This is a genomic window from Acidimicrobiales bacterium (genome assembly GCA_041394245.1).
In the GTDB taxonomy this organism is placed as follows: domain Bacteria; phylum Actinomycetota; class Acidimicrobiia; order Acidimicrobiales; family Aldehydirespiratoraceae; genus JAJRXC01.
In genome coordinates this window covers 2,710,560-2,735,568 of the sequence record JAWKIR010000002.1, presented here as the reverse complement: position 1 = coordinate 2,735,568, position 25,009 = coordinate 2,710,560, and the positions used below count along the sequence as shown (strand labels likewise).

Here is a 25,009-nt window from a genome sequence, read left to right as displayed (position 1 = left end):
CCCATGACCGAACCGACGTTCGCGGAGTTGCTGTCCTTCGACGGCAAGGTCGCCGTGGTCACGGGTGCGGCCAACGGCATCGGAGCCGCGTGCGCTCGCCGGTTCGCAGAGCTCGGGGCGTCGCTGGTTCTCGTCGACCGCGACGCGGCCGCCCTCGACGAGGTCGCCGCGTCGCTTCCCGGTTCGATCGCCGTCCCGGTCGATCTGACCGATTCGGCCGCTCCGGCGGCGATCGTCGCCGGAGCGCTCGACGGCTTCGGCCGCATCGATGTGCTCGTCAACGGCGCCGGCATCTTCCCGCACCATTCGACGCTCGAGATGGGGGTCGAAGAGTGGGACGCGGTGATCGGCCTCAATCTGCGTGCCACCTTCACGACCGCGCAAGCCTGCGCGCGCGAGATGGTCGAGCGGGGCGGCGCGATCGTCAACATCGCCTCGGTGTCGGCCGTCCAGCCGCGGCCGGGCATGGCGGCCTATGCCGCGTCGAAGGGCGGCGTGGTCTCGCTCACGAGATCCCTCGCCCTCGACCTCGGCCCGACCGTTCGCGTCAACGCCGTCGCCCCCGGCCCCATCACCGATACGAAGGCGGCAAGGGCCTCCCTTCCGGTCGACCCGAACGACGTCGAGACCGCGCTTGCCGCCTACGGCTCGGCCATCCCCCTCAAGCGCACCGGACGGGCCGACGAGGTCGCGCGACTGGTGGCGTTCCTGGCCTCGTCGGCCGCGAGCTACATCACGGCCGAGGTGGTGACGATCGACGGCGGCCGGTCACTCGGCTGATCGACCACTCAGTCGAGGCCCTCGCTCGCGACCAGGTCGAGATCCGCGATCACCGCGACGAGCGCGTCGACCGTCGTGTCATCGCCGGTGAGCCGTGGTGAGCGAGGCCATCCGCCGGCCGCCCCGAGTCGGCGCAGCGCGGCCTTCGTACCGACGATGCCGCCCGCGGCCTGGGTGGCCCGGAACAGGCGCAGGATCCGGGTGAAGGCCTCCGACACCGCAGCGCCGCGACCCTGCGTGTGGGCATCGACGAGCGACATGCACAGCTTCGGGGCGATGTTGCCCTCCGAGCTGAGGTAGCCCTGGGCGCCGAGCCCGAGCGCGGTGAGCGCGTGCATCGGTCCACCGACGTGCACATCGACCGCACCGTCGACCGCCTCGATGACCGCGGCGAGGTATCCGATGTCGGGGGTGGTGATGTTGAGGCCGATCACGTGGTCGTAGCGCTGCACCGTCGACGCCAGCAGGTCGACCGGATACCGATAGCCGACCGATTGATGGGTCGAGATCACGACCGGACAGGTCACGGCATCGAGCGCCTCGTTGAGGTAGGTCTCGAGCTCGGCGGAACGGGGGCGATAGCCGTGTCCCATGTCGAGTGAGTAGAGCTGCATCGCGTCGAGGCCGACCTCGGCGGTGACGCGCCCCAGCTCGATCGCTTCGGCGGCAGTTCGCGGCTCGACACCCATCACTCGCACCGGCACGACGCCGGAGAGCTCCTCGCCGGCGATCTCCATCACCCGTCGACGTTCGTCGAGCGTGAGCGTGTAGCCCTCACCGCTCCCGCTCCCGGCTACATAGACGCCGATCCCGCTCCGGCCGAGACGCTGCAGATGTGCACGCAGTCCCGCCTCGTCGAGGTCTCCGGCCTGGGTGAAGGGCGTGATGCTGATGACGAAGGTGCTTGCGGCTCTCGTTTCGATGCTCATGGCTCGTCCTCGTTCATGACTGGTTCCCGGGCGGCGGCGCCGGCGCTCTGGATGGTTGCACACCCCCGTCCCGATCACCTTGCCGCCGGCCGACCGAAGATTTGGCGCCCGCTTCGGTCATTCGCCACCGTCGAGCCGGACGTGCCGCGCGTCGGGTGTGCGAAGGACCTCCATCAGAAGAGCACCCGCGTCGGATCGCTGAGCGACCGGGCCACCTCGTCGATGACCGGGTCGGCGACGACCACATAGTTCGCCTCGTCGTGGACGGTCCCACTCGCCGCCAACTCGTCCGCCGTCGCTTCGCTGATCAGGTCGAACCGAGCCTCGGCGAAGGTGCGGTGGTCGCCGAGGAAGCGATCCTCCACCCGGAACCGACCGACACGGGTCGACTCGATGTCTGCGGCAACGTCCGGATGCGCGGCGTCGGCCACGACCTGCAGGAGCATGAGTCGGCCCGAACCCTCGCCCGACTCCTGGGGCGGGACCGGGTCGCCGTCGACCGGGAACGTCGCCATGACGATGGTGGTGTCCATCCCCGCCTCCTTGTGTACGTGTGCGTCCTGGAAGTCGTCGCGCATGTTCATCTCGATCATGGCCATCCGGGTGGCGTATTGGGCGATGGCGATCCGGTCCCAGACGGTGCCGTCGCCGACCAGCTGATGCCGCACGGGAGCCACGAGCACCACCTTCGAGCCCACGGCCTTCAGCTGTTCGTGCGGGGCATAGAGGTCGTCGGCCTCGGCCCCCGAGAGTGTCGTTTCCCGACCGTCCTCGTAGTCGGCGCGCTCGCGGTACTTCATCAGGTTGAGGGCCCACATCGGCCCGCCCGGGTCCTCGCGTGTGAACCAGGTGGCGAGGTACTCGTTGTTCAACGTTGCGTAGCGAGGCATCCGAGCACTCTATGGTCGTGCCTGTTTCGCCAGGACTCGTTCGAGGGCTACGGGCCTACGATCCGGCGGAGACGACTCGTGTAGGGACCCCAACGCCAGACCAGATCTGCGCCGTCGAGGTAGCGAGTGACCACTCGACGCCTGCCATTGAGATACAGATCGAGCCGGCCCTCGTCGTAGCGGGCCACGACGTGGATCTCGGCACCCCCCACACCCTCGTCGTGCACTCCTCCGGCGATCGTGCCGTTGGCGAACATGTCGTGGATGACACCGGCGGCCGTGATCACGACCCGGTCGCCGGCCTGTTCGATCCGTTCGATGTGACCCTTCATCGGGCCCTTGTAGGCCTGCCACACCCCGCGGAGATCGGGTGCACCCTCGGGCAGCGGCTCGTCACAGTCGCGCAGCACCATCGGCGGCCATTCCCGCCAGCGGCCGGCCGGGGTCCGGGCCACGGGCACGTCGGCAGCCTCGACGGTCGTCGCTTCGCGCGTGGGCGCCAACGTCGGCACGACATAGTGCGACGCATCGACCGGTGCGTGCGCAGGGTTGCGCCGGAGACGAACCGGCGCAGCCAGCATGGCGCCCAGCGACCTGCCGACCTGCACGATCTTCATCCCTGCATCCCCGTCCCGGCGACCGACCTCGTGCGTCCGATCCTGGCACGACCCCCCGAAACGCCGCCACCCGCAGGGACCTTCGGCCCTGTCACCGACCGCCGTGCCGGGGAAGGGTGTCGACATGAAGCACAAGCCCTCACTGACCGACGTCATGACCCGCGAGCCGGACACCGTCCACCTCGGACAGCCACTGTCCGACGTCTACGCCCTTCTCCAGAAGGGCGAGTACCACCACGTCCCGGTCGTCGACGGCGACACCCCGGTCGGGATGATCTCGTCGACGGACATCCTGCGACTGGTGTACGACGTCGACAGCAACGACGATCGCATGCTGCGGACGATGCTCGACCATCAGTTCACGCTCGAGGACGCGATGTCGACCGACCTGATCACCGTCCGCAACGGCGAATCGGTCCGCAAGGTCGCGAACCACATGTCCACCGGCGACACCCATTCGGTCGTGGTGGTGAACGACGACGGCGCGCTCGAAGGGATCGTCACGAGCAGTGACCTGATCCGCCAGTTGGCCGAGCTTCTGTGACAGGCCCGGCCTCCGAGTAGCGTGAGCGCCGTGGCCGACGGCGACGGAACCCTCGACGAAACGGTGCCCCAGGGCACGGTGCGGGCCAGGCTGACCGCACCCGGTCCGAAGCGCATCCTCGCCCTCGATGGCGGCGGCATTCGGGGCACACTGACGATCGCCTACCTCGAACGACTCGAGGAGGTCTTGCGGGAACGTCACGGCCGACCCGATCTCGTCCTCAGCGACTATTTCGACCTCATCGGGGGCACCAGCACCGGATCGATCCTCGCAGCGGGCCTGGCCACCGGACGCGAGGTGGCCGAGGTCCGAGACATCTACTTCGAACTCGGTCCGGCCGTTTTCGGCCGCCGGGCCGGGCTCCGCGATCTCCTGGCCGCCCGCTACAGCGAGGAAGTGCTCGAACGGGAACTCGCGGTGGGGTTCGGCGACATCCGGCTGGGCGATCCCGAGGTGCGAACCGGCCTCTGCATCGTCGCGAAGCGAGCCGACACCTGGAGCGTCTGGCCGCTCCACAATCATCCCGACGGCGTGTACGGGAACGAGAACGCCCAGGTGCGACTCCGCGACGCCACCCGGGCGAGCACCGCGGCACCGACCTTCTTCCGACCGGTCGGCATCGAGCTCGCCGATGGCGAGAATGCCGCGTTCATCGACGGCGCCGTGAGCACCGCGGTCAACCCGTCGCTGCAGCTGCTCCTGGTCGCGACGGCCGCCGGCTACGGGTTCCGTTGGCCCACCGGCGCGGATCAGCTGCTCCTCGTCTCGGTGGGCACCGGGGCGTGGGAGGTGAACCGGACTCCCGAACAGGTGCTCTCGTCGAAGATGTGGAGCTGGGCCGGCGAGGTTCCGGCGATGCTCATGAACGACAGCAACGACCTGAACCAGTTGCTCATGCAGTTCCTGGCCACGGCGCCCAATGCCCGAACCATCGATTCCGAGATCGGCGACCTCGGCGGCGAGTACCTCGGTGGAACGCCGCTGCTCACCTACCTGCGCTACGACCTCGCACTCGAGACCGGCGAGATCGAGGCCCTGGGTCGCCACGATCTCGCCGGCATCGTGAAACAGCTGCGCGAGATGGACCGCGGCGACAATGCTCGGCCCCTCTACGAGATCGGGCGCCTCGCCGCCGACCGCGACGTGATCGATGCGCACCTCCCGACCGGGTTCGACCTCCCGGCGAACTGAACCCTTCCGCCGCCGTCAGGCCGGATCGGGCACCGGACGCTCGACACGGCCGTAACGGAGCGTGGGCAGCACGTAGCCGAACGCGAACGCAGCGATGGTGGGGATGAACACCAGTGGCAGCCAGCCCGTGCCCGGCAGCGGGAAGATGCGCAGAATCGAGAAGCCGACCGCGATCAGGAGGCCGATCGAGAAGCCGCTGACTGCGAACCGTACGCCGCGGATGTAGCGATTCTCCGGCAGCGTCCGGCGCAGAAGCGACCAGACGTTGGCGGCGGTCGACACGACGGCGATCACCAGGATCACGACGGCGAAGATCCCCATGGCCGAGAGTGTCCGGCCCCTGACATCGACGGCGAAGCCCGTGGTGACGATCGGTTCACGATCGGCATCGAGCAGCGAGATGTCGGCCCGTAGGAAGCCGACCGCCTGGTCGTCGACGTCGTAGAGGTCGACCGGCACGCTGAAGGTGACCGTCTCGCCCGCAGGGACGTCGACCAGAACCAGCGTGTCGTACGAGAGGAACGTCATGCCCAGCATCCGGCCCCGCAGCCGGGCCGAACTGATCGACACCGTCTCGTCGGTGCCGTTGGTCACCGTGGCGACGAACTCGCCGACCGAACGGGGCGTGAACTCGTGCGGATCGAACGAGTCGGCCTCCTCGATGGATCGACCGTCGAGCAGGTACTCGACCGTCACCTCACCGTCCTCCTGTGCTCCGAGGGGCGTGGCCCCCCACAGCGAAACCACCACAAGGGCGACGATGATCCCCGCAAGACTTCGACACCGGCCCACGTGACTTCCTCTCATCGGCTCGTCCTCGTGTGACTCTCCGAGACGAACAGGCTCATACCGATCAGGACGAACAGTGCGCTCACCATGACGGAGGCGGCGTTCTGGGCACCACCTCCGCCCCCCTGACGCTGACGGACCGAGTTGAACGTGGTCGAGGTGAGCACCTCACCCGTGACTGCGCAGGTCACCTGGGCATCGTGGATGCCGATGTCGACGCCGTCGGTGGGCAGCGCGATCGGTGAGCCGTCGGCCGGCGCCGTCGCCGCGACCACGCCGTCGATGGAGATCTCGACATCGGAGCTGCATGATCCCGGCGCCACACTGAGCGTCAAGGGTTGACCGACGAAGACGCCGGCCATGGAGATCTCGCTCGCGCCGAGCACCTCGGCCGGCGGAAGGGCGACGTCATCGTCGGCCGGTCCGGCCTCATCAGCTGCCGCCACCTGGACAACCACCGTTCCCGTCGCCGTCGAACCCGACGCGTCGACGACCAGGTAGGTGAACGTGTCGGTACCGGAGAAGCCCGGGTCGGGGGTGTAGGACACGCTGCCGTCGGCGTTGAGGACCACGGTGCCGTTGGCCGGCTGACCGACGCTCACCAGCGTGAGCTCATCGCCGTCGGGATCGGAATCATTGCCGAGGATCGGCAGTGTGATCGCCACCCCGACCGAGGTCACACCGCGGTCCTGGACCGGCAGCGGCGCCAGATTGCCGGTCGGCGACACACTCGGAGGAGCAACCGACGTCGTGGTGACGGGCGGCACGGTCGTCGTTGTCGTTGGGGGAGGCACGGTGGTCGTGGTCGTGGTGGTTGTCGTTGTCGTGGTGGTGGTCGTTGTCGTGGTCGTGGTGGTGGTTGTCGTGGTCGTGGTGGTCGTGGTCGGCGGGGTAGCCACGGTGACCGCCACGGTCGCCGACGCGGTGGCCCCCGCCGAATCCTCGATCGTGTAGGTGAACGAATCGGCACCCGAGAACCCGGCGTTCGGGGTGTAGGTCACCGACCCACCGCCGCCGGCCACGACGACGCCGTTGGCCGCGGCGCCGACCGCGACGACCGTGATCGGATCGCCGTCGGGGTCGGAGTCGTTGCCGAGCACGTCGAGGGACACGCTCGTTTCGTAGGCGGTCGAGGTCGAATCGGCCACCGCGATCGGTGGATTGTTGGGAGGCGGGCCGGCGCTGACGGCGATCGTGACCGTCGCCGATGCCGTCGCCCCGAAGGGATCCTCGATCGTGTAGGTGAACGAATCCGGACCCGAGAAGCCGGGGTCCGGGGTGTAGGTGACCGTGCCACCGCCGTTGTCGACGGCCGATCCGTTCGTCGCCGCGCCCACCGCGACGATCACGATCGGGTCGCCGTCGGGGTCGATGTCGTTCGCCAACACCGCGATGGAGACAGGGGTTTCGAACCCGGTGACGGCCCCGTCGGCGACTGCGACGGGTGGCGTGTTGGGCGGATCCACGCTGACGATCACGGAGCCCGACGACGGCGCCCCCGAGGTGTCCTCGATGGTGTAGGTGAACGCGTCGACGCCACTGAAACCGGGATCGGGCGTGTAGGTGACCGAACCGCCACCGTTGTCGACAACGGTGCCGTTGGTCGCGGCGCCGACTGCGGTCACGGTGATGGGATCACCTTCGGGGTCGGAATCGTTGCCGAGGACATCGACGGTCACCGGGGTTGCGAACGGCGTCGACACCGCGTCGTCGACCGCGGTCGGCGGGGTGTTGGGCGGCGGCGGACCGACCGTCACCGAGACCGTCGCGACGTCGGCGGCACCGAAGGGATCCTCGATCGTGTAGGTGAACGAGTCAGGGCCCGAGAAGCCGGGGTCCGGGGTGTAGGTGACCGTGCCGTCGAGATTGTCGACCGCAGTGCCGTTCGACGGCACCGACACCGACACGACCGTCAGGGGGTCGCCGTCGGGATCGCTGTCGTTGGCCGTGACATCCACCACCACTGCCGTCTGGAACGGCGTCGACTCGGCGTCGTCGATTGCGACGGGCGGTGAGTTGGGCACACAGGGCGGGCCTCCACCGGAGAGCTCGGCCGATATGATGAGGCCGGTCGGACCGACGGTCGAGATGATGTCGACACCGCCGATCGTGGTGCCCGGCAGGATCGTGATGTTGGCGAAAGCGCCGCTGGAGGAGTTCCACTCCACGACCTTCCACTCATCGCAGTGGGCCGGCACGTAGCCGCCGAAGTCCACGATCACGTCGCCGGCCAGGGCGGCCGGGCCGTTGATGTCGAGCAGATCGGATCCGAGGGCATCGATCTCGATGAGGATGTCGGTGCCGGGGCCGAAGGTGGCTTCGCCGAACGAGAGCACGCGATCGGGATCGATCACGTTGCTGGTGGCAGTGAGCGCTTCGCTGTACGCGCCCGACCCGACGATGCTGCGGCTGCCGCCGACCGCGACGCGACCCGGACCGGTGCCAGCCCCGTTGGCGGAAACGAAGGCGTAGGTGTTCTCCGTCCACGTCACACCCGACGCCACATCGATCGTCCCCGTGTTGGTGAACGTCCCCGACGACGCATTCGTCAACAGATCCTCACCCACCGCGAAGGTGCCGTTGTTCGCCACCGACCCGCCATAGAAGTAATGCGCCCCACTCCCCGACGACGGACCCACCTCGACGTCCCCGTTGTTCACCAACGACGCACCCGACACGTTCACGAACGAATACCCCGCCCCGACCGTCTCCAACCGCAACAACCCGTTGTTCACCAGGCTCGTGTCGACCCCGACCGACGTGTTGCCGTTCGTGCCCTGCACCACCACCGACTGACCCGACCCGATCGTGCCCGACAGACTCGACGTCGACTCGATCAGCAACTCACCCGAACCCACACCCGCCACCGACACCGCCGACGACACCGCACGAACCTCGGTCCCGATCGAACCCGCCGACCACGTGAACGCAGCATCGACCCGCAGCACACCACCACCGGTGATCGTTCCCCCCGCGTGCTCGAACGCATACGTGTTCTCCGACCACGTCACCCCCGAACCGATGTCGATCGTCCCCGAATTGGTGAACGTCCCCGACGACGCATTCGTCAACAGATCCGCATCGATCGACATCGACCCGCTGTTGGTCACCGACCCGCCATAGAGGTAATGCGCCCCACCACCCGACGACGGACCCACCTCGACATTGCCACCAGGGGCGTTGACCAGCGACTGGCCCGACACGTTCACGAACGCGTAGCCCCCACCGGTCGTTCGGAGTCGGAGCGTGCCCTCGTTGACCAGGGCACCGGAGAGACCGACCGAAGTGTTTCCCGAGGTCCCCTCCACCACCACCGTCTGTGTCGCACCGATGGTGCCGCGGATCGAACCCGAACCGCGGATCGACACGGTGCCCGAACCGGTGCCGGCGACGACCAGCGGCGCGTTCACGATCGAGACATCGGCGGTGAGCCCGCCGGCGTTCCAGTTCGTCGGGCGGCCGGCGACGACGGCGCCGGCGCCGCTCACGGAACCCCCGTCGAGCACGAGGTCGTAGGTGTTGTTGCTCCACGTGACACCGGCCGAGACGACGATCGAGCCCGTGTTGACGAACACGCCACTCCCGGCCGTCGTCGAGAGGTTCGCGTCGATGACCATGGTCCCGTTGTTCGTCACCGTGCCGCCGTAGAGGAAGTGACTGCCGGATCCTCCCGAGGCGATCTCGATCGTGCCGTTGTTCACGACACTGGCGCTCCCGACGTTCAGGAACGAATAGCCGTTGGCCAGCGTCTCCAGTCGCAGGGTGCCGTCGACGATCATCTCGCCGCCTGGGCCCACCTGGAAGGTGGCGTTGGCCGCCGTGCCCTGGATGACCAGCGTCGTGTCGGTCCCGACGGTCACACCGGAGACCGACGCCGAGCCGGTCGTGACGGTATAGGGGCCGCCGAGGTCGGGTAGACAGGCGTGTTGGGCGCCGGTGGGGACCCCGGCCGGCGACCAGTTCGCGGCCGTCGCCCATGCCCCGCCGGTGGCAGCGGTCCAGGTCTTGTCGCACACGGGCGCAGCATCCGACGGCGTGCCGCCGCCGGCGAGGAATGCGGCGGAGAGCGCGAAGAAGCCGAGTGCCAGTACCACCCGCGCCCGCCGCGGGCGCGTCCGCCGCGCCAACTTCGACTCCATCCAGCTGCGAGTGTACGTTGCGGCACCCGTCGACCACAAAGGGTGACCAAACGCCGCTCAGTCGGCGGTCAGCGGGCTCGGGCGAACTGGTGGGGTCGAGCGGCGGTCACCACGAGGTACGCCAGGATCAGCGACGCGACTGCGACGGCCGCCGCAGTCAGGATCAGTGTCGGAAGCCCGACATGGACCGAGCGGAACACGGCATTGCCGAACACCAGACCCGCCGCCAACATGACGCCACCCGACGCACAGCTGACGTAGCCACTGATCGAGGGCTGTCCCGCACGCAGGGAACGAAGGCCGGATTCCAGATAGGCGAAACCGGCCAGCGCCAGCAGGACGGTCGCCAGACCCATCGCCGTGCGATACCACGGGTTCTCCACCGCCGCCTCGAATGCCCGAGTGGCGACGATCAGTTCGTCGCCATCGCGGACGCGAACCTCTGCGGTGACGACGCCAGACGTCGTGAACTCGGTGACGTCGGCCGCCACGAGCGCGGCCCCGCCGTCGATGGGGCCCCATTCCGTGGAGCCCAGTGGGATCGAGGCGACCGAGAACCGCAACTGTGCTTCGGTCGCTCCGGCAACGCCGTCGACCGAGATGGGCACGGGAGAACCGAGGTCGACGTCGACCACGCCGGTGTCGGCCGAGAGGATCGCCCCGTTGATGCCGACATCCCCGGAACCGACCGGCGCATCGAGCGACGGCTCGCCGAGGCCGCCGAGGGCGAGCACCAGCGCCACAGCGACGAACAGCACCAACACCGACGCTGCACTCAGGAGCACCGACGTCGGCCGTTCGAAGGTGAGCTGGTCCCGGATGCGCTGTGCAAGAACGTCGGTGTCGTTCGCGAATCCCCGCGGCGTCAACTCCGCCGCATGCACCGACGAAAGCGACCGGATCGACTCCGGCAGCTCGCTCGGGCCCGGCATGGTCGCCCCATCGACTAGCACCGGGATGACCGTCGTCGTCGACGACTTCAGCGATTCCTCGACCTCGAGCCGCACCAGATCAGCGGGATCGTCGAGACGGCGCCGTCCGTCCGCATCGGCCAGGGTCGTCCACTGGGGCCCGATCATCACGAGGGTGACATCGCACTGGGCGAGTGTCTCCTCGATGACCCGCTGGAAGTCCTCGCCCGGTCGGATCGAATCGATGTCGTAGAACAGCGGCGCATCGCGCCCGAGGATCTGCTGCAACCGATCGGCCAAACGCCCGGTCGTGCCTTGCGAGTCGGCTCGTCGGTAGCTGATGAACACTCCGCCCATGAACGGCCGAACCTACTTCTGCGCCCGGGCGACTCGCCAGCTCGTGTGTTCGCGGGAGATGGCGTCCTCGGAGTCGTTCACGAAGACGGCCCACTGCTGTTCGGATTGCTGGTGATCGATGATCGTGCGGGCCAGGGTCAGTTGGTGGGCGGCCATCGCGTAACCACGCGCCTGCTCCGAGAACTTGTTCGTGGCAGCCCAGGTGGTCACGACCGCGGCGAGCATGCCGGCCAACCCGAGCAGATTCACGTCGATGGTGCCGAGCGCCTGGAGCAGACCGAAGAACACCGCGGCCCCGCTGGCCACGACGAACACGGTGTCGACCCTCGCCTGCTTCCGGGCGTTGGCCTTCGCCTTGTCGGCGTACCAGATCAGCTGCCCGGTGAGTCGATTGTCGTCATAGACCCTGCGGCGGACGTCGAGTGGCGCAGCGCGGAGTTCACGCATGGGTCGAGTGATCTGTTCGGTCCCCTTCCTCGGGTCGGGAATGGGGACGTGGGAAACGTCGCCGAGCAGACCGGCGATACGCGTGCGCAACACGTCGTCGGGGTCGGCGACCTCGTCGTCGTCGCTGGACGGCTCATGTCCGAACGGCGCCCCGCCGACGGCGTAGCGCCACGCAAGACTCCGCACCGACTCCGCGATCAGGCGGTTCTCGTACCAGACCCGATCCATCGACGTGAGCTTGAGGTTGACCCTCATGATGACGAGCACGATGTAGGCGGCGACGCCCACGTAGGCGAGTTCGGGAATGTCGAAGACCTGCACGGAGACGCCGGCCGTCGCTCCCAGCAGTAGCATCCCGAGCTGCAGTCGGGTCTGACCGAGGAACGTGCGCTGACCCACGATCGCCGCGGCGTCGGCCGCGCCGAAGAGGGCAGGAAGATCGGCATCGCCGAACCCGGAATGGGGCACCTCGCTCATGGCGGCACACGGTAGCCCAGCGGGTCAACCGCGGACTCTCCGAGCCGAACGATCTACCATCGCTCGATGACCGATGCCGTCGCCGAACAGATTCGAGGGCTGATGGCCCGCGGCGAGTTCCTGGCTGCCGCCGACATGGGTCATCGCAGCATCGGCGACGAACCCGATGGCGCCGACGTCGAGACCGTCTGGCTCACCGGGCTCGCCCTGGCCCGCTGCGGTGCACCCGATCGTGCGCAACAGCTGCTCGACGATGCCCGCCTCGTCGACCGGGCGGCGGGGGCGCCACCGGCGCTGCGCGACGACGTGCTCGCCCTGCAGGCCCGGCTCGTGAAGGACAGAGCGCTCGCGGCCACCGGAAGCAGCCGGCGCACGCTCGCCCGTGAGGCCGCCGCCGCGTATGTCGCGATCGACGCAACGAGCAGCTACGCCCTCGTCAACGCCGCAACCATGCTGCTGATCGCCGGTGACCACGACGCCTCACAGACCCACGCGGCCAGGGCGCTCTCGGTCCTCGGTGATGACAACGGCGACGGCGACTACTGGTCGACGGCGACCCGGGCCGAAGCGCTGCTCCTACTCGGTCGAGGCGACGACGCCGCCCATGCCCTCGCGGCCGCCGCCGCGATGGGCGCCGACTGGTCGATGCGATCGACGACCAAACGCCAGCTCGCCCTGGTGGCCCGCGAGGCCGACATGGACCTCGGGCTGCTCGACGCATTGCCGGTGCCGTCGGTCGCCCACTACTCGGGACACATGTTCGCGTCAGGGCCCGAGGACGAGCTGCGCGAACGCATCGCCGACGAGTTGCGCGAGCGCAACGTGGGTGCGGTGCACGGTTCGCTGGCCTGCGGTTCCGACCTCCTCGTCGTCGAGGCAGCACTCGGGTTGGGGATCGAGGTCCACGCCGTCCTCCCCTGCCCGGTCGAGGCGTTCGTCGCGAGGTCGGTCCGTCCGGGCGGACCGGGCTGGCTGACGCGTTTCGACGCGGCACTCGCGGCGGCGAGCAGCATCGTCACCGAGACCACCGTGGCCCTGCCCGACGAGACGATGTTCGGGTATGCCGACCAGCTCGCCATGGGTTTCGCACTGGCGAGGGCCGAGCATCTCGGCTCCGAGGCGTTCCAGATCGCGCTCTGGGACGGCGTCGAGAACGACGGCGAGGCGGGTACCGGGGCGGCCGTCGCCCGCTGGGCCCGGACCGGTCACGCCACCACGGTCATCGACCTCCCCCGCGATCGCCTGACACCCGTCACGACGGACCCGAATCCCGCCCCTGTCGACGGGTCGCGGCCACGGACCATCAAGGCGATGCTGTTCGCCGACGTCAAGGGCTTCAGCGCGCTCGGCGAGGACGAGCTTCCTGCCTTCTTCGAGAAGGTCATGGCCCGCCTCGCCCGTGTCATCGACACGTTCGGCGGGGCCGTCGACTATCGCAACACCTGGGGCGACGCGATCTATCTGGTCATGGACCGGGCGTCCGACGCCGCCCGCCTCGCGCTGGCGCTCCAGGAGGAGCTCCGCGCGATGCGCGAGCCCCTCGGCATGCCCGGGCTCACCGCCCGCATCGGCGGCCATGCCGGACCGGTGTTCGACGGCTACGACTACGTGAACGACGAGCCGACCTACTACGGCACCCACGTCACCCGGGCCGCCAGGATCGAACCGGGCACCCCTCCCGGCGAGGTGTACGTGACCGAACACTTCGCGGCGCTGGTGGCACTCGACGGGATCGACGGCGCCCGGCTCGAATACGTCGGGCACGTCCCGACGGCCAAGGACTACGGCGCGTTCCCGATGTACGTGCTGCGCCGCTGAGGCCACCTGTGGGAGTCTTCCGGGCGTGACCAGCGTCGGACGGGGCGGACCCACGGAATCGCAGCGCAGACAGTGGGCCGTCGGCCTCCTCGTTCTCGTGCTCACGGTCGGCACCGTCGGCTACATGATCCTCGGCCTCACCTTCGCCGACGCGATCTACCAGACGGGCATCACCGTGACGACGGTGGGGTTCGGGGAGATCACGTCCGACGGCGACCCGACGGCCGCCTACCGCTGGTTCACCCTCGGGTTGGTACTCGTCGGGGCGAGCGCCGCGGTGTTCGCGGCCGGGGTGATGATCGAGACCATGGTCGACCAACGAGCTGGCGTGTTCCGGGAGAGACGAATGCAACGACAGATCTCGGCCCTGCGGGGCCACGTCATCATCTGCGGCTACGGCCGGGTCGGTCAGGCCGTGGCACGCCGAGCTCACGGGCTCGGCGGCGAGATCGTCGTGATCGACACGTCGGTCGACAAGCTCGCCGATTGTCCCCATCCGAGCATCGTCGGCGACGCCACCTCCGACGACGTGCTGCGCCGAGCGGGGATCGGGCACGCCGAAGCCCTCGTCGCCGGACTCTCCTCGGATGCATCCAACCTCTTCCTCGCCGTCTCGGCCCAGCAGCTCAATGCCGACGTGAGGATCGTCAGTCGGGCCAACGAGACGGCCAATGCCCACAAGCTGCGAGCGATGCACCTCCACACCGTGGTCGAGCCCTACGAGATGGCAGGGGCTCGACTCGCCACCGCCGCGTTGCGGCCGAACACGAGCGCCTATCTCGACCAGGTGTTCTCGACAGAGTCGGACCAGGTCGAACTCACCGAGGTCGAGATCCTCGAAGGCTCACCGCTGGTCGGTTGCACCGTCGTGGAGACCGAGTCCCGACACGGGGTCGTGGTGGTCGCCCATCGTCCGACCGGAGGCCACGACTTCTCGAGTCCCCGGAGCTTCGAGGGGGTGCTCGGCACCGGCGACATCATCATCGTGCTGGGCGACCGTCAGTCGGTCGCCGGCATCCAGGGTCGCAGCGGACGCCCCGGTTGAGATCGGGCACCCACGCCACGTCGACACAACGCCGACGCCGACGACTTGGCACCGCCCGAACACGGCGATCAGGGTACGAGGGATGACTCGAACCCTGCGACTGATCCTCCTCCCCCTCGGGCTCGCACTGCTCGTCGCCGCCGGCTGCGGCAGCTCCTCGGGAGACAGCTCTTCCGGCGACGGTGCGTCCGGACAGGGTGATGGCCGAGGGGTGCGTCTCGTCTCGGTGCAGGAAGGCGTCGACCTCCAGAACAGCGCGCCCGACGGCCTGATCATCCTCGACGTGCGCACGCCCGAGGAGTTCGCCGAGGGCCACCTCGAAGGTGCCCGCATGATCGACTTCTACCTGGACGACTTCGCCGACCGGATCGCCGAGCTCGATCCCGACGTGCCGTACCTCGTCTACTGCCGCTCGGGGAACCGCAGCGGCCAGACCGTCGCGATCATGGAGGAACTCGGGTTCAGCGATGTTGCCGACGTCGACGGCGGCATCATGTCGTGGCTCGACGCGGGCCTGCCCACGGTCACCCAGTGAGCTCGACACCGGCCGAGATGTGGGAGGGCCGCTACGGCGGCGACGACTTCGTGTACGGCACCGAGCCCAACGACTTCCTGGTCGAGTCAGTGGCCGACGTCGCCCCCGGCGACGTGCTGTGTCTCGCCGACGGTGAAGGCCGCAACGGCGTGTACCTCGCGTCCCTCGGTCACCGGGTGACCTCGGTCGACCTCACTCGGGCCGGCATGAGCAAGGCGGCCCGCCTCGCCGACGAGCGCGGCGTCGACCTCACCACCGTCGTCGCCGACCTGGCCGACTTCGACCTCGGGACCGAACGGTGGGACATCATCGTGTCGATCTTCGCCCACACTCCTCCCGACATCCGTCGGCGCATTCATGCAGGCATCGCCGTCGCGCTGCGACCGGGAGGCGTGCTCGTCCTCGAGGCCTACACCCCGGACCAGATCGGACGGGGAACCGGCGGTCCACCCGTCCCGGAGCTCACGATGACGCTCGAAGGGCTTCGCGAAGAGCTGATCGACCTCACCTTCGAGGTCGGCCGGGAGATCGTTCGGCGGGTCGTCGAAGGCTCGGGCCACACCGGCGACGGCGCCGTCGTCCAGGTCGTCGCGCGTCGCTGACCGCAGCCCAGGCCTACGCCGACGGCAACAACTCGAGCCACGCGCCGTAGCCACCGAGGATGTCGGAGACGTCGGCGAACCCGGCCTGACGCAACACGCTGGCGCCGACCGAGGACCGATAGCCCCCGGCGCAGAACACGACCGTCGGACGATCCGGGTCGAGTTCGTGGAGCCGGGCGGGGAGCTGCCCAACGGGAAGGGTCAGCGCACCCTCGATCGAGCCCAGCGCGAACTCGCCGGGGTTCCGGATGTCCACGAGCTGCAGCCCCTCGATGTCGGCCTTGCGGGCCTCGAACTCGACGGCGGTCATCCGCGACGCACGCTGGACCCGGTCGGGATTGTTCGCCATGACCTCGAGTGGGTGCTCGAGGTAGCCGACGACCCGATCGAACCCGATCCGGGCCAGCCGGTTCTTGGCTTCGAGTTCGAAGCCGTCGTCGACGACCAGGAGGATGTCGACATCGGACGGCACGACCGAACCGGCGAACTCCGCGTAGCGACCGTTGAGGCCGACATTGACCGAGCCGACGAGGTGGCCGAGCCCGAAGTCCTCCGGATCGCGACCGTCGATGACCATCGCGCCGCCGTCGCGGAACTCGTCGAATGCGGCGAGGTCGAGTGCGGCCGGGCGGGCGGTCTCGTCGAGCAGCGGCCGGTCCTCACGGTTGAGCACGGCGTCGTAGATGAAGTAGTCGGGGGCGGGGGGTTGTCCCTCGGTGACGAGATCGATGAACGTCTGCCGGTCGGGTGCGAGGAGCGCGTAGTTGCTCCTGCGTTGTTCGCCCATCGTCGACGACGTCTCGGTCGACAGGTTCTTGCCGCAGGCCGAGCCGGCGCCGTGGGCCGGGTAGACCCGGGTCGCGTCGGGTAGCGGCAGCAGCTTCTCGTGCAGGCTGTCGTAGAGCTTGTCGGCGAGCTCGTCGCGGGTGAAGCCGATCGACGCCAGGAGGTCGGGGCGACCGACGTCGCCGATGAACAGCGTGTCGCCGGTGAGGACGCCGAACGGCGTCTCGTCGTCGGCGTGTTCGTACACGACGATGCTCAACGATTCGGGTGTGTGGCCGGGAGTGTGCAGGAACTCGAGTTCGACCTCACCCAACGAGAGGCGCTCACCGTCCTCCAGCTTGCGGGAGGGGAACTCGGTCTCCGCCACGGACGAGAAGGCGATCTCGGCACCGGTCGCGTTCGCCAGCTCGAGGTGGCCGGAGAGGAAGTCGGCGTGGAAGTGGGTCTCGACGACCAGCTCGATCGTGAGGCCCGCAGCCTGGGCATCTCTGACGTACTCGTCGATGTCGCGTCGGGGGTCGACCACCACGGCACGCCCGGTGGTCTCGTCGCCGATGAGGTACGACGCCTGTGAGAGGCAGTCGAGGTAGTACTGGACGAACTTCATGGTCGGGTTCCTTTCGAGGTTGCCGATGGGATCATTATACCCTATGGGGTATCTAGTGCGACGGGTCGACGGCGAGCATGCCGCCGGCGAGATTGACGACGTCGGCGAATCCGGCGTTGGCCAGGAACGCCGCGGCGTTCGCACTGCGGCCGCCGCTACGGCAGAGCAGCACCACGCGGCGCTCGGTGTCGAGCTCACCGAGCCTGCTCGGAAGTTCACCGAGTGGGATGTTGGTCGCTCCGGGAAGGGTTCCTTCCGAGAACTCCGACGGCTCGCGCACGTCGATGAGTTGGCCGCTCGTTCCCACCACCTGTCGGAAGTCGTTCACCGGTTCATCGGTGTAGGTCATCTCACGCTGCTTTCCTGGTCAGTGCCGGCAGGGACGCCGGCGGTTTCACGTTCGTCGATGCCGTGGGTGCGTTGGTCGGCCGGACCCGGGCGGTCCGCCACGATCGCGGCGACGGCGTCGTTGGTCGAGGTGTGGACGCGATCCCCCAACCGTTCCCACAGACCGGCGTTGCGAAGGACATCGCGAACCGGTCCCTTGACATCGCAGAGATGGAAACCGACCCCGCGGTCGTCCATCTCGACGAGGAGTTCGTCGAGCATCTCGGCCCCGGTTGCGTCGAGATCGTTGATGCCCGACGCGTCGAGCACGAGGACCCGTGGCGCGTCCGTCATCGCATCCGCCGCGCCGAGCAGGAGCTTCTTGACGTTGAGCGCGTTCACGAACGAGAGCGCCGCGTCGACGCGCACGATGTGGATCCCGTCGACGGTCCGCGCTTCCGGGAAGCGCTCGACATTGCGATAGCTCGTTGTCCCGGCGACATGGCCGAGCACCGCGCTGTGCGGCATCGACATGCGAGCGAACACGACCAGCATCGATGCGACGACGGCGACGAGAATGCCGACTTCGATCCCGAGGGCCAGCGTCGCCACGAAGGCGACAGCGAGCCCGATCAGATCGGTCTTCTTGACCCGGGCGATATGGCGCATCTCGCCGACATCGACGAGGCCGATGACCGCCATGATGATGATCGCACCCAATGCTGCGTCGGGCAGCGACGCGAAGAACGGCGTGAGGAACGCGATCGTCGCGAGGACGATGCCGGCGGTGATCAACGACGCCAACGGCGTGCGGGCCCCCGCCGTGTCGTTGACCGCAGTGCGGGAGAACCCGCCCGTGACCGGATAGCCACCGAAGAATCCGGCGGCCACGTTGGCGGCACCGAGCCCGATCAATTCGCGGTTGGCGTCGACGTCGTAGCGGTGACGACGGGCGTACACCTTGGCCACGGCGATCGACTCCATGAACCCCACCAGCGTGATGACCATCGCAGCGGCCGCCAGATCGGCGACGAGCGATCCACTGAAGTCGGGGAGCCCGAAGGCGGGCAGCGAATCGGGGATGTCACCGACGACCTTGACCCCTCGCGCCTCGAGGTCGAAGAGTTCGACTGCCAGGATCGACCCGACCACGACGACCAGGGCCGCGGGCACCCGGGGGGCGAAGCGCTTGAAGAGGAACAACGAGAGGAGCGCCGTCCCGCCGAGGATCAACGTGGTCGAGTTGGTGTCGCCCACATTGTCGAAGAACTCCAGGACCGTTTCGTAGAACTGGTCCTTGCGTGCGGTCGAGATGCCGAAGATGTGCTTGGCCTGGGAGAAGCCGATGATGATCGCGGCCGCAGCCGTGAACCCGACGAGCACCGAATGCGACAGGAAGTTCACCAGGAAGCCGAGTCGACCGGCGCCGAGGACGATGTGGACGATGCCGACCATGACCGCCAGGAGTGCTGCGGCGCCGAGATAGCCGGCCGTCCCCTCCTCCACCAGAGGAGCCAACGCCGAGGCGGTGAGCAGGGAGACGATCGCGACCGGGCCAACGGCGAGCTGACGGGAGGTGCCGAACAGCGCGTAGACGATCACCGGGATCGTCGCGGCATAGAGGCCGACTTCGGGGGGAAGACCGGCGAGCAACGCATACGCCATCGCCTGCGGCACCAGCATCGCGCCGACGGTGAGGCCCGCGGTCAGGTCACTGCGGAGGTCGCGGCCTTCGTAGCGAGGCGCCCACGTCAGTATCGGCAGCAACTTCCGGAGGGACATGGCCTAAATGTACGGACATTTGACCGAGGATGCAACCCGTACCCGTAGGGGTATGATCCGGGGATGCAGTTCCCCGCCGAGACCACCGACGACGTCATCAAGCGCCTTGCCCGACTCGAAGGCCAGATACGGGGGCTCCAGCGTCTCGTCGGCGAACAGGCCGAATGCCAGGACATCGTGACGCAGCTCGCTGCGGCCAAGGGCGCACTCGACCGGGTCGGCTTCAAGCTGATGTCTGCCGCGCTGGCCAGTGCCGACACCGACACCGATGTCGACCGCCTCGAGAAGCTCTTCCTCAAGTTGAGCTGAAGCTCGGCGCCATCGGACCGCCTCGGGCGATCACGAGTCCTGGCCGTGGCGGACGCTGGCACCGCCCCACTCGTCCTTGCGCCGGTACAGGTCGGCGTCGGCGCGCACGAGCGCCTCGTCGGGGTCCTCGTCCGCCGAACGCACCGCGCGTCCGATGGTGATGCTGTACGCCATTCCGTCGAGATCGAACTCCTGCCGAGTCGGCAGTCGTCGCGCCGGATCGGGCGACGCCACATAAGCGAACTCGTCACCCCCGATGCGAGCGACCGTGCCGGTGTCGCCGACGAGCTCCACGAGCCACTCCGCCACGCGGCACAGGGCCCGGTCTCCGCCCGCGTGTCCGTGGCGATCGTTCAGCTTCTTGAAGTCGTCGACGTCGACCATCGCGATCTCCGCAACCCGGCTGGAAACGCGGAGTTCGTCCAGGGCGTCGAAGAACCCGCGACGATTCGAGACACCCGTCAGAGGATCGGTCCGCGCCGTGTGGCGAAGCAGGCGACCCGCGTCGTCCAAGCGGGCCACGAGGCGAACACTGAAGAACAGGGCGGGCGGCGCGACCAGGGCCGGCACTGCGGCAGCCATGCCAACGCTGGGGACGAGGTACTCGGCGTCCGCGCCGAGGAAGGTGAGCATCGCAGCCGTCACCAACACCACCGAGCTGACCACGGAGAACGCGGTCATCATCGCCACGAACCCCACCGTTCCCCGCCGCCGCACCTGTCCCAGCACCCACTCCTCCGGCCGGCCGAGCGCGAACGCTGCGGCATCCGGGGTGTCCGCGGGCGACCGACGCCCGACCGCGGGCGCGGGCGGTCGTCGTTCTGGGCGCGGCGGTACGTCCATGCGCCTCAGTGTCGACGTCCGGCGACACAGAATGAGGGAAGGCCGAATGGCGACCGGCCGGGAGCCACTAAGCCGTCGAGGCGGCGTGCCGATGAAAAGCATGTGAGCAGTCGGCCCGGCGCATCGTGAACTTCGTCTCCGTCGCCTACCTCGTTTTCGTGCCGGTCGTGCTGCTCGTGTACTGGGCGGTGCCCGCGGCCCGACGGGTGTGGGTACTGCTCGCCGCGTCGTATGTCTTCTACGGCGCGTGGGACGTGCGCTTCCTCGTGCTCGTCTGGATCTCGACCGCGGTCGACTTCGTGGTCGCCACCCGTCTCGGTCGAACCGACGACGATCGGCAGCGAAGGACCCTGCTGTGGGTCAGCATGGGCGCCAATCTCGGGATCCTCGGCTTCTTCAAGTACGCCGGGTTCTTCGTCGACTCGGGCCGACAGCTGCTGGAACGGATCGGGCTCGAAGGTTCCGGATGGACGCTCGAGATCCTGCTCCCGGTCGGCATCAGCTTCTACACGTTCCAGACGCTGTCCTACACGATCGACATCTACCGTCGGCGAGCAGAGCCCGAGACGCACCTCCCCACCTTCGCCCTCTATGTCGCGTACTTCCCGCAACTGGTCGCCGGGCCGATCGAGCGGGCGTCGCGGCTCCTGCCTCAGCTCGCGGCGCTCCCCGGTCGGGTTCCCGGGCATCAGCTCGCGAGCGGTCTGCGACTCATCATGCTGGGGCTCGTCCAGAAGGCCGTGCTCGCCGACATGGTCGCACCCCACGTGAACGCGGTCTACGCCGATCCCTCGCAGGCGACCTCGCTCGGCGCGCTCGTCGGCATCGTCGGATTCTCGGTCCAGATCTATGGTGACTTCGCCGGCTACTCGAACATCGCGCGCGGCACGTCGCGCCTCCTCGGTGTCGAGCTGATGGTGAACTTCACCGAGCCGTACCGCTCGAAGAGCATCACGGAGTTCTGGCGGCGGTGGCACATCTCGTTGTCCGACTGGCTCCGCGACTATCTCTACATCCCCCTCGGCGGCAACCGGTGCGGCCCGCGGATCACGCAGCGCAACCTGCTCCTGACCATGCTGCTCGGGGGGCTGTGGCACGGCGCCGCGTGGACCTTCGTGGCGTGGGGAGCGCTCCACGGCACCTATCTCCTCCTCGAACGGAACGGAAGCCCGGAACACCGCCGTTCGGCGCTCTGGGTCCCGTTCACGTTCGCATTGGTCTCCCTGACCTGGATCCCGTTCCGGGCCGCGTCGTTCGGTGACGCGGTGGCGATCCTCGAGGCGTTGGGATCGGCCGACTGGAGCCGCGGCACGCTCTCGGTGTCCGCCGTCGCCACGGTCGCTGTTGCCGCCGGCCTGATGACGGTGATCGACGGCCGGCTTCGGTCCGGGGCCGTGCTGCAGTCGGCGCCGGGCAGCTTCGCCCGCGGCTTCGCGTACGGCACGGCCGCCGCCGCCGTGCTCGTCGCGACCGCGACCAGCGCCGAACCATTCCTCTACTTCCAGTTCTGACCATGACGACTCGCCACTCCCCCTGGATCCTCGGCCTCCTCGCCCCCCTCGTGTGCGCCGAGATCGCGCTGCGCATCCTGGCGTCGTCATTGCCGAGCCCCGATCCGTGGCCGAGCGTCGGTCTCGAGGTGAAATCGGAGTACGCGGAACGCCTCGTCGGCGACGAGATCGATGTGCTCTTCCTGGGGTCGTCGGTGACCGAAGCCGGCATCGATCCCGATCAGCTCCTCGCCGAATTCGGCGTCTCGGCCTTCAACGCGGCGGGGCCCTACAGCACTCCCATCGGGATGCAGCGGTGGCTGGACCACAGTCTCTGGCCTCTGGAGCCCGACACGATCGTCATCGGTCTGTCGATCTGGGGCGCCCCTGACGACGAGGACGACGATGTCCTCGCCACCGGCTTCGACGCACTCGTGGCACACGAAGGACAGCGAGGCTCGATTCTCGGCCGCTCGGAGTTCTGGTGGAGACGCAGCCAGCTGCGCGACCTCGTCGGGCTCCTGTCCGAATCGGTCGACGCGACCTCCTACACCGAGCGCGGGCACCTCACCATCTATCGCAACCAGCAGCGCCGAACGGCGGAGGACCTGAGCGACGGAGCACCCTTCCCCGGTTTCAGTGCCGACAACGAAACCGCGCTGGCCGAGATCGTGAACGAGGCGCAGCGGCGCGGCAGCAGGGTCGTGCTCCTGCTCGAGCCCGGCGGGTGCCCGGCCGTGCTCCCCGGCTGCGCCAACCCGGATTCGGAGCGCCGGGCCCTGGAAGCGGTGGCGGAGATGGCCGACTCCCTCGGCGTCGCGCTGATCAACGGTCGCGAACTCGCGGCTCCCGACGAGTGGTTCGCCGACTCCGCCCATTTCAACGGGCGCGGCACCGCCGGATTCACCGAGTTCATCGGCGCTGCGCTGCAGGAGACTGCGACCCCGTAGGCCGTCGATCCGGAACGGAACATCGTGATCGGTCGACGACGTCGCACGCGTGATGCGCATCGACGACCCCACGGACGGGTTGACTTCGACGCCTCCCGACATTAGTTTCCATATCGGTTAAATACGAAGGGCGCGATCCGGAGAAGGGTGGACCCGTGGCCGATGCAACGGCGTTGCTGGACGACCGGCGACTCGACGAGACCTTCGCGGCGCTGGCCAACTCGACCCGGCGGGCGATCCTCGCTCGCCTCTCGGAGGGCGAGGCGAGCGTCAACGAGCTGGCTGAGCCCTTCGACCTGACCCTTCCCGCGATCTCCAAGCACATCAAGGTGCTCGAGCACGCCGGGCTCGTCACCCGAGGTCGGCGGGCGCAGTTCCGGCCCTGCACGATCGCCGCCGAGCCCTTGGCCGCGGTCGCCGACTGGACCGAACGGTACCGACACATCTGGGACGACCGCTTCGACCGAATGGACGACTACGTCCGCACGACCCTGGAACAGACCCTCGAACAAGAAGGACCGAACACCCGATGAGTGACACCAAGAGCGTCGAGATCGAGCGCACGTTCGATGCACCGATCGACCTGATCTGGGCGATGTGGACCGAAGCCGACCATTTCGCCGCCTGGTACGGCCCGATGGGCGCGACGATCCCGACAGCCGAGATGGACCTGAAGATCGGCGGTCGCCGCCGGATCGCGATGGAGATGGACACCCCTGGCGGGGCGATGCAGATGTTCTTCGTCGGCGAGTTCCGCGAGATCGAGCCGAAGACCCGCCTCGTGTACACGGAGTCCATGGCCGACGCGGCCGGCACCGCCATGACGGCGGAACAGATGGGCATGCCGGCCGGCACCCCCATGGAGACCACCGTCGTGGTCGAGCTGGAAGACCTCGGCGACCGCACCCGGATGACGATGACCCACATCGGCGTGCCCGCTGATTCGCCGGGGGGCCAGGGCTGGACGATGGCGATCGACAAGCTGGCGGCACGGCTCGCCGAACTTCGGGGCTGACCGACCGCCCCCGGCGCATGTGTGGAAGGATCACACACGAGGACCCGGGCGAGAGGCCCGAGGCGCGACCGCTTGTCCGATGGTCCCGACATCTGCGAGGGTCGGATCCGCCGACGCTCGAACGAGAGGAACAGCCATGAGTCTGCACTTGGGCGACACCGCCCCCGACTTCACCGCCGACACCACCGACGGAATGATCTCGTTTCACGACTGGAAGAAGGATTCCTGGGCGGTGTTCTTCAGCCACCCGGCCGACTTCACGCCGGTGTGCACCACCGAGCTCGGCCGCACGGCCGCACTCCACGGCGAGTTCGCCAAGCGCAACACGAAGGCGATGGCCCTGTCAGTCGACCCGATCGAGGATCACAACAAGTGGGCCCCCGACATCGGCGAGGTGAGCGGCACCGCGCTCAACTTCCCGATCGTGGCCGACCCTGACCGCAAGGTCGCCGAGCTCTACGACATGATCCACCCCGGCGCGGGCGACACCTCGACCGTGCGGTCCGTGTTCATCATCGACCCCACCGACAAGCTGCGCCTGATCCTCACCTACCCGAAGTCGGTCGGCCGCAACTTCGACGAGATCGTGCGAGTAATCGATGCCCTCCAGGCCACCGACCGCGACGCCATCGCGACCCCGGCCGACTGGCGCCCCGGCGACCGGGTGATCGTCTCGCCCGGCATGTCGACCGAGGATGCGAAGGCGACCTTTCAGAACGTGGAAGAGATCAAGCCGTACCTGCGCTACGCGGACGCCCCGACGTCCTGAACCCGTCGTTGCGGGCGGCTGCGAATCCTCATCGCGCCGCCCGACCGACCGACGCTGAGG

At 68.2% G+C, this 25,009-nt stretch carries 24 protein-coding genes; 13 read left to right on the top strand and 11 right to left on the bottom strand.

Annotation, left to right across the window (positions count from 1 at the left end; genetic code table 11):
• Positions 1-3 precede the first annotated feature (3 nt).
• Positions 4-780 (top strand): SDR family NAD(P)-dependent oxidoreductase, encoded by a 777-nt coding sequence (locus R2707_13610; protein ID MEZ5246131.1) that lies wholly within the window; start codon positions 4-6, stop codon positions 778-780.
• An 8-nt stretch (positions 781-788) separates the two neighbouring features.
• On the opposite strand, the gene R2707_13605 is transcribed toward R2707_13610, so the two are convergent.
• The 3 genes from R2707_13605 to R2707_13595 all read right to left on the bottom strand — a co-directional run bounded on the left by R2707_13605 (position 789) and on the right by R2707_13595 (position 3,216).
• On the bottom strand, positions 789-1,709 hold the full coding sequence (locus R2707_13605) for a dihydrodipicolinate synthase family protein (GenBank protein MEZ5246130.1): 921 nt from the start codon (positions 1,707-1,709) through the stop codon (positions 789-791).
• 173 nt (positions 1,710-1,882) lie between these two features.
• A complete protein-coding gene (locus R2707_13600) occupies positions 1,883-2,599 on the bottom strand; it encodes a hypothetical protein (GenBank protein MEZ5246129.1) in 717 nt (238 codons plus the stop codon).
• Between the two features lie 47 nt (positions 2,600-2,646).
• Positions 2,647-3,216 carry a hypothetical protein gene (locus tag R2707_13595; GenBank protein MEZ5246128.1) on the bottom strand — a complete coding sequence of 190 codons (570 nt, stop codon included), beginning with the start codon at positions 3,214-3,216 and terminating at the stop codon, positions 2,647-2,649.
• Between the two features lie 124 nt (positions 3,217-3,340).
• Here R2707_13595 and R2707_13590 point away from each other — a divergent pair, with 124 nt between their 5' ends.
• On the top strand, positions 3,341-3,760 hold the full coding sequence (locus tag R2707_13590) for a CBS domain-containing protein (protein ID MEZ5246127.1): 420 nt from the start codon (positions 3,341-3,343) through the stop codon (positions 3,758-3,760).
• Between the two features lie 30 nt (positions 3,761-3,790).
• On the top strand, positions 3,791-4,951 hold the full coding sequence (locus R2707_13585) for a patatin-like phospholipase family protein (GenBank protein MEZ5246126.1): 1,161 nt from the start codon (positions 3,791-3,793) through the stop codon (positions 4,949-4,951).
• A gap of 15 nt (positions 4,952-4,966) precedes the next feature.
• On the opposite strand, the gene R2707_13580 is transcribed toward R2707_13585, so the two are convergent.
• The 4 genes from R2707_13580 to R2707_13565 form a co-directional block, all read right to left on the bottom strand.
• Positions 4,967-5,743 carry a hypothetical protein gene (locus R2707_13580; protein MEZ5246125.1) on the bottom strand — a complete coding sequence of 259 codons (777 nt, stop codon included), beginning with the start codon at positions 5,741-5,743 and terminating at the stop codon, positions 4,967-4,969.
• An 11-nt stretch (positions 5,744-5,754) separates the two neighbouring features.
• Entirely contained in the window at positions 5,755-9,879 is a 4,125-nt protein-coding gene (locus R2707_13575) for an Ig-like domain-containing protein (GenBank protein ID MEZ5246124.1), read from the bottom strand.
• A gap of 68 nt (positions 9,880-9,947) precedes the next feature.
• On the bottom strand, positions 9,948-11,147 hold the full coding sequence (locus R2707_13570; GenBank protein MEZ5246123.1) for a toll/interleukin-1 receptor domain-containing protein: 1,200 nt from the start codon (positions 11,145-11,147) through the stop codon (positions 9,948-9,950).
• A 12-nt stretch (positions 11,148-11,159) separates the two neighbouring features.
• A complete protein-coding gene (locus tag R2707_13565) occupies positions 11,160-12,071 on the bottom strand; it encodes a DUF4231 domain-containing protein (protein ID MEZ5246122.1) in 912 nt (303 codons plus the stop codon).
• Between the two features lie 66 nt (positions 12,072-12,137).
• Between R2707_13565 and R2707_13560 the strand changes: the two genes are divergently transcribed.
• From R2707_13560 to R2707_13545, 4 genes are all read left to right on the top strand, one after another.
• A complete protein-coding gene (locus R2707_13560) occupies positions 12,138-13,889 on the top strand; it encodes an adenylate/guanylate cyclase domain-containing protein (GenBank protein ID MEZ5246121.1) in 1,752 nt (583 codons plus the stop codon).
• A 25-nt stretch (positions 13,890-13,914) separates the two neighbouring features.
• On the top strand, positions 13,915-14,934 hold the full coding sequence (locus R2707_13555) for a potassium channel protein (protein MEZ5246120.1): 1,020 nt from the start codon (positions 13,915-13,917) through the stop codon (positions 14,932-14,934).
• An 82-nt stretch (positions 14,935-15,016) separates the two neighbouring features.
• On the top strand, positions 15,017-15,469 hold the full coding sequence (locus tag R2707_13550) for a rhodanese-like domain-containing protein (GenBank protein ID MEZ5246119.1): 453 nt from the start codon (positions 15,017-15,019) through the stop codon (positions 15,467-15,469).
• A complete protein-coding gene (locus R2707_13545; protein MEZ5246118.1) occupies positions 15,466-16,071 on the top strand; it encodes a class I SAM-dependent methyltransferase in 606 nt (201 codons plus the stop codon). The genes R2707_13550 and R2707_13545 overlap by 4 nt, the downstream gene beginning before the upstream one ends.
• A gap of 13 nt (positions 16,072-16,084) precedes the next feature.
• Here the strand turns inward: R2707_13545 and R2707_13540 are convergent, their stop codons facing one another.
• The 3 genes from R2707_13540 to R2707_13530 are packed head-to-tail and all read right to left on the bottom strand — an operon-like array spanning position 16,085 to position 19,573.
• Positions 16,085-17,464, bottom strand: coding sequence for a rhodanese-like domain-containing protein (locus R2707_13540; protein ID MEZ5246117.1), 1,380 nt, complete (start codon positions 17,462-17,464; stop codon positions 16,085-16,087).
• Positions 17,465-17,516: 52 nt separating this feature from the next.
• Positions 17,517-17,813: a rhodanese-like domain-containing protein gene (locus tag R2707_13535; GenBank protein MEZ5246116.1), complete on the bottom strand. Its 297-nt coding sequence runs from the start codon at positions 17,811-17,813 to the stop codon at positions 17,517-17,519.
• A complete protein-coding gene (locus tag R2707_13530) occupies positions 17,810-19,573 on the bottom strand; it encodes a solute carrier family 26 protein (GenBank protein ID MEZ5246115.1) in 1,764 nt (587 codons plus the stop codon). Before R2707_13530 ends, R2707_13535 begins: the two co-directional genes overlap by 4 nt.
• 63 nt (positions 19,574-19,636) lie before the next feature.
• On the opposite strand from R2707_13530, the gene R2707_13525 reads away from it, so the two are divergent.
• Positions 19,637-19,882: a metal-sensitive transcriptional regulator gene (locus R2707_13525; protein ID MEZ5246114.1), complete on the top strand. Its 246-nt coding sequence runs from the start codon at positions 19,637-19,639 to the stop codon at positions 19,880-19,882.
• A gap of 30 nt (positions 19,883-19,912) precedes the next feature.
• Here the strand turns inward: R2707_13525 and R2707_13520 are convergent, their stop codons facing one another.
• Entirely contained in the window at positions 19,913-20,725 is an 813-nt protein-coding gene (locus tag R2707_13520) for a GGDEF domain-containing protein (GenBank protein MEZ5246113.1), read from the bottom strand.
• A gap of 125 nt (positions 20,726-20,850) precedes the next feature.
• On the opposite strand from R2707_13520, the gene R2707_13515 reads away from it, so the two are divergent.
• From R2707_13515 to R2707_13495, 5 genes are all read left to right on the top strand, one after another.
• Positions 20,851-22,236, top strand: coding sequence for an MBOAT family O-acyltransferase (locus tag R2707_13515; GenBank protein ID MEZ5246112.1), 1,386 nt, complete (start codon positions 20,851-20,853; stop codon positions 22,234-22,236).
• Between the two features lie 2 nt (positions 22,237-22,238).
• Entirely contained in the window at positions 22,239-23,165 is a 927-nt protein-coding gene (locus R2707_13510) for a hypothetical protein (protein ID MEZ5246111.1), read from the top strand.
• 155 nt (positions 23,166-23,320) lie between these two features.
• Complete coding sequence (locus tag R2707_13505; protein ID MEZ5246110.1) at positions 23,321-23,698, top strand: metalloregulator ArsR/SmtB family transcription factor; 378 nt, start codon at positions 23,321-23,323, stop codon at positions 23,696-23,698.
• Entirely contained in the window at positions 23,695-24,180 is a 486-nt protein-coding gene (locus R2707_13500) for an SRPBCC domain-containing protein (GenBank protein ID MEZ5246109.1), read from the top strand. The genes R2707_13505 and R2707_13500 overlap by 4 nt, the downstream gene beginning before the upstream one ends.
• Before the next feature lie 136 nt (positions 24,181-24,316).
• Positions 24,317-24,949, top strand: a complete 633-nt coding sequence (locus tag R2707_13495; protein ID MEZ5246108.1) for a peroxiredoxin — start codon at positions 24,317-24,319, stop codon at positions 24,947-24,949.
• Positions 24,950-25,009 lie beyond the last annotated feature (60 nt).

Bases quoted from the DNA above. Each gene is read 5' to 3' on its own strand.
- R2707_13610 (MEZ5246131.1), top strand. From the start codon at position 4: ATGACCGAACCGACGTTCGCGGAGTTGCTGTCCTTCGACGGCAAGGTC.
- R2707_13605 (MEZ5246130.1), bottom strand. From the start codon at position 1,709: ATGAGCATCGAAACGAGAGCCGCAAGCACCTTCGTCATCAGCATCACG.
- R2707_13600 (MEZ5246129.1), bottom strand. From the start codon at position 2,599: ATGCCTCGCTACGCAACGTTGAACAACGAGTACCTCGCCACCTGGTTC.
- R2707_13595 (MEZ5246128.1), bottom strand. From the start codon at position 3,216: ATGAAGATCGTGCAGGTCGGCAGGTCGCTGGGCGCCATGCTGGCTGCG.
- R2707_13590 (MEZ5246127.1), top strand. From the start codon at position 3,341: ATGAAGCACAAGCCCTCACTGACCGACGTCATGACCCGCGAGCCGGAC.
- R2707_13575 (MEZ5246124.1), bottom strand. From the start codon at position 9,879: ATGGAGTCGAAGTTGGCGCGGCGGACGCGCCCGCGGCGGGCGCGGGTG.
- R2707_13570 (MEZ5246123.1), bottom strand. From the start codon at position 11,147: ATGGGCGGAGTGTTCATCAGCTACCGACGAGCCGACTCGCAAGGCACG.
- R2707_13565 (MEZ5246122.1), bottom strand. From the start codon at position 12,071: ATGAGCGAGGTGCCCCATTCCGGGTTCGGCGATGCCGATCTTCCTGCC.
- R2707_13560 (MEZ5246121.1), top strand. From the start codon at position 12,138: ATGACCGATGCCGTCGCCGAACAGATTCGAGGGCTGATGGCCCGCGGC.
- R2707_13550 (MEZ5246119.1), top strand. From the start codon at position 15,017: ATGACTCGAACCCTGCGACTGATCCTCCTCCCCCTCGGGCTCGCACTG.
- R2707_13540 (MEZ5246117.1), bottom strand. From the start codon at position 17,464: ATGAAGTTCGTCCAGTACTACCTCGACTGCCTCTCACAGGCGTCGTAC.
- R2707_13535 (MEZ5246116.1), bottom strand. From the start codon at position 17,813: ATGACCTACACCGATGAACCGGTGAACGACTTCCGACAGGTGGTGGGA.
- R2707_13530 (MEZ5246115.1), bottom strand. From the start codon at position 19,573: ATGTCCCTCCGGAAGTTGCTGCCGATACTGACGTGGGCGCCTCGCTAC.
- R2707_13525 (MEZ5246114.1), top strand. From the start codon at position 19,637: ATGCAGTTCCCCGCCGAGACCACCGACGACGTCATCAAGCGCCTTGCC.
- R2707_13520 (MEZ5246113.1), bottom strand. From the start codon at position 20,725: ATGGACGTACCGCCGCGCCCAGAACGACGACCGCCCGCGCCCGCGGTC.
- R2707_13510 (MEZ5246111.1), top strand. From the start codon at position 22,239: ATGACGACTCGCCACTCCCCCTGGATCCTCGGCCTCCTCGCCCCCCTC.
- R2707_13500 (MEZ5246109.1), top strand. From the start codon at position 23,695: ATGAGTGACACCAAGAGCGTCGAGATCGAGCGCACGTTCGATGCACCG.
- R2707_13495 (MEZ5246108.1), top strand. From the start codon at position 24,317: ATGAGTCTGCACTTGGGCGACACCGCCCCCGACTTCACCGCCGACACC.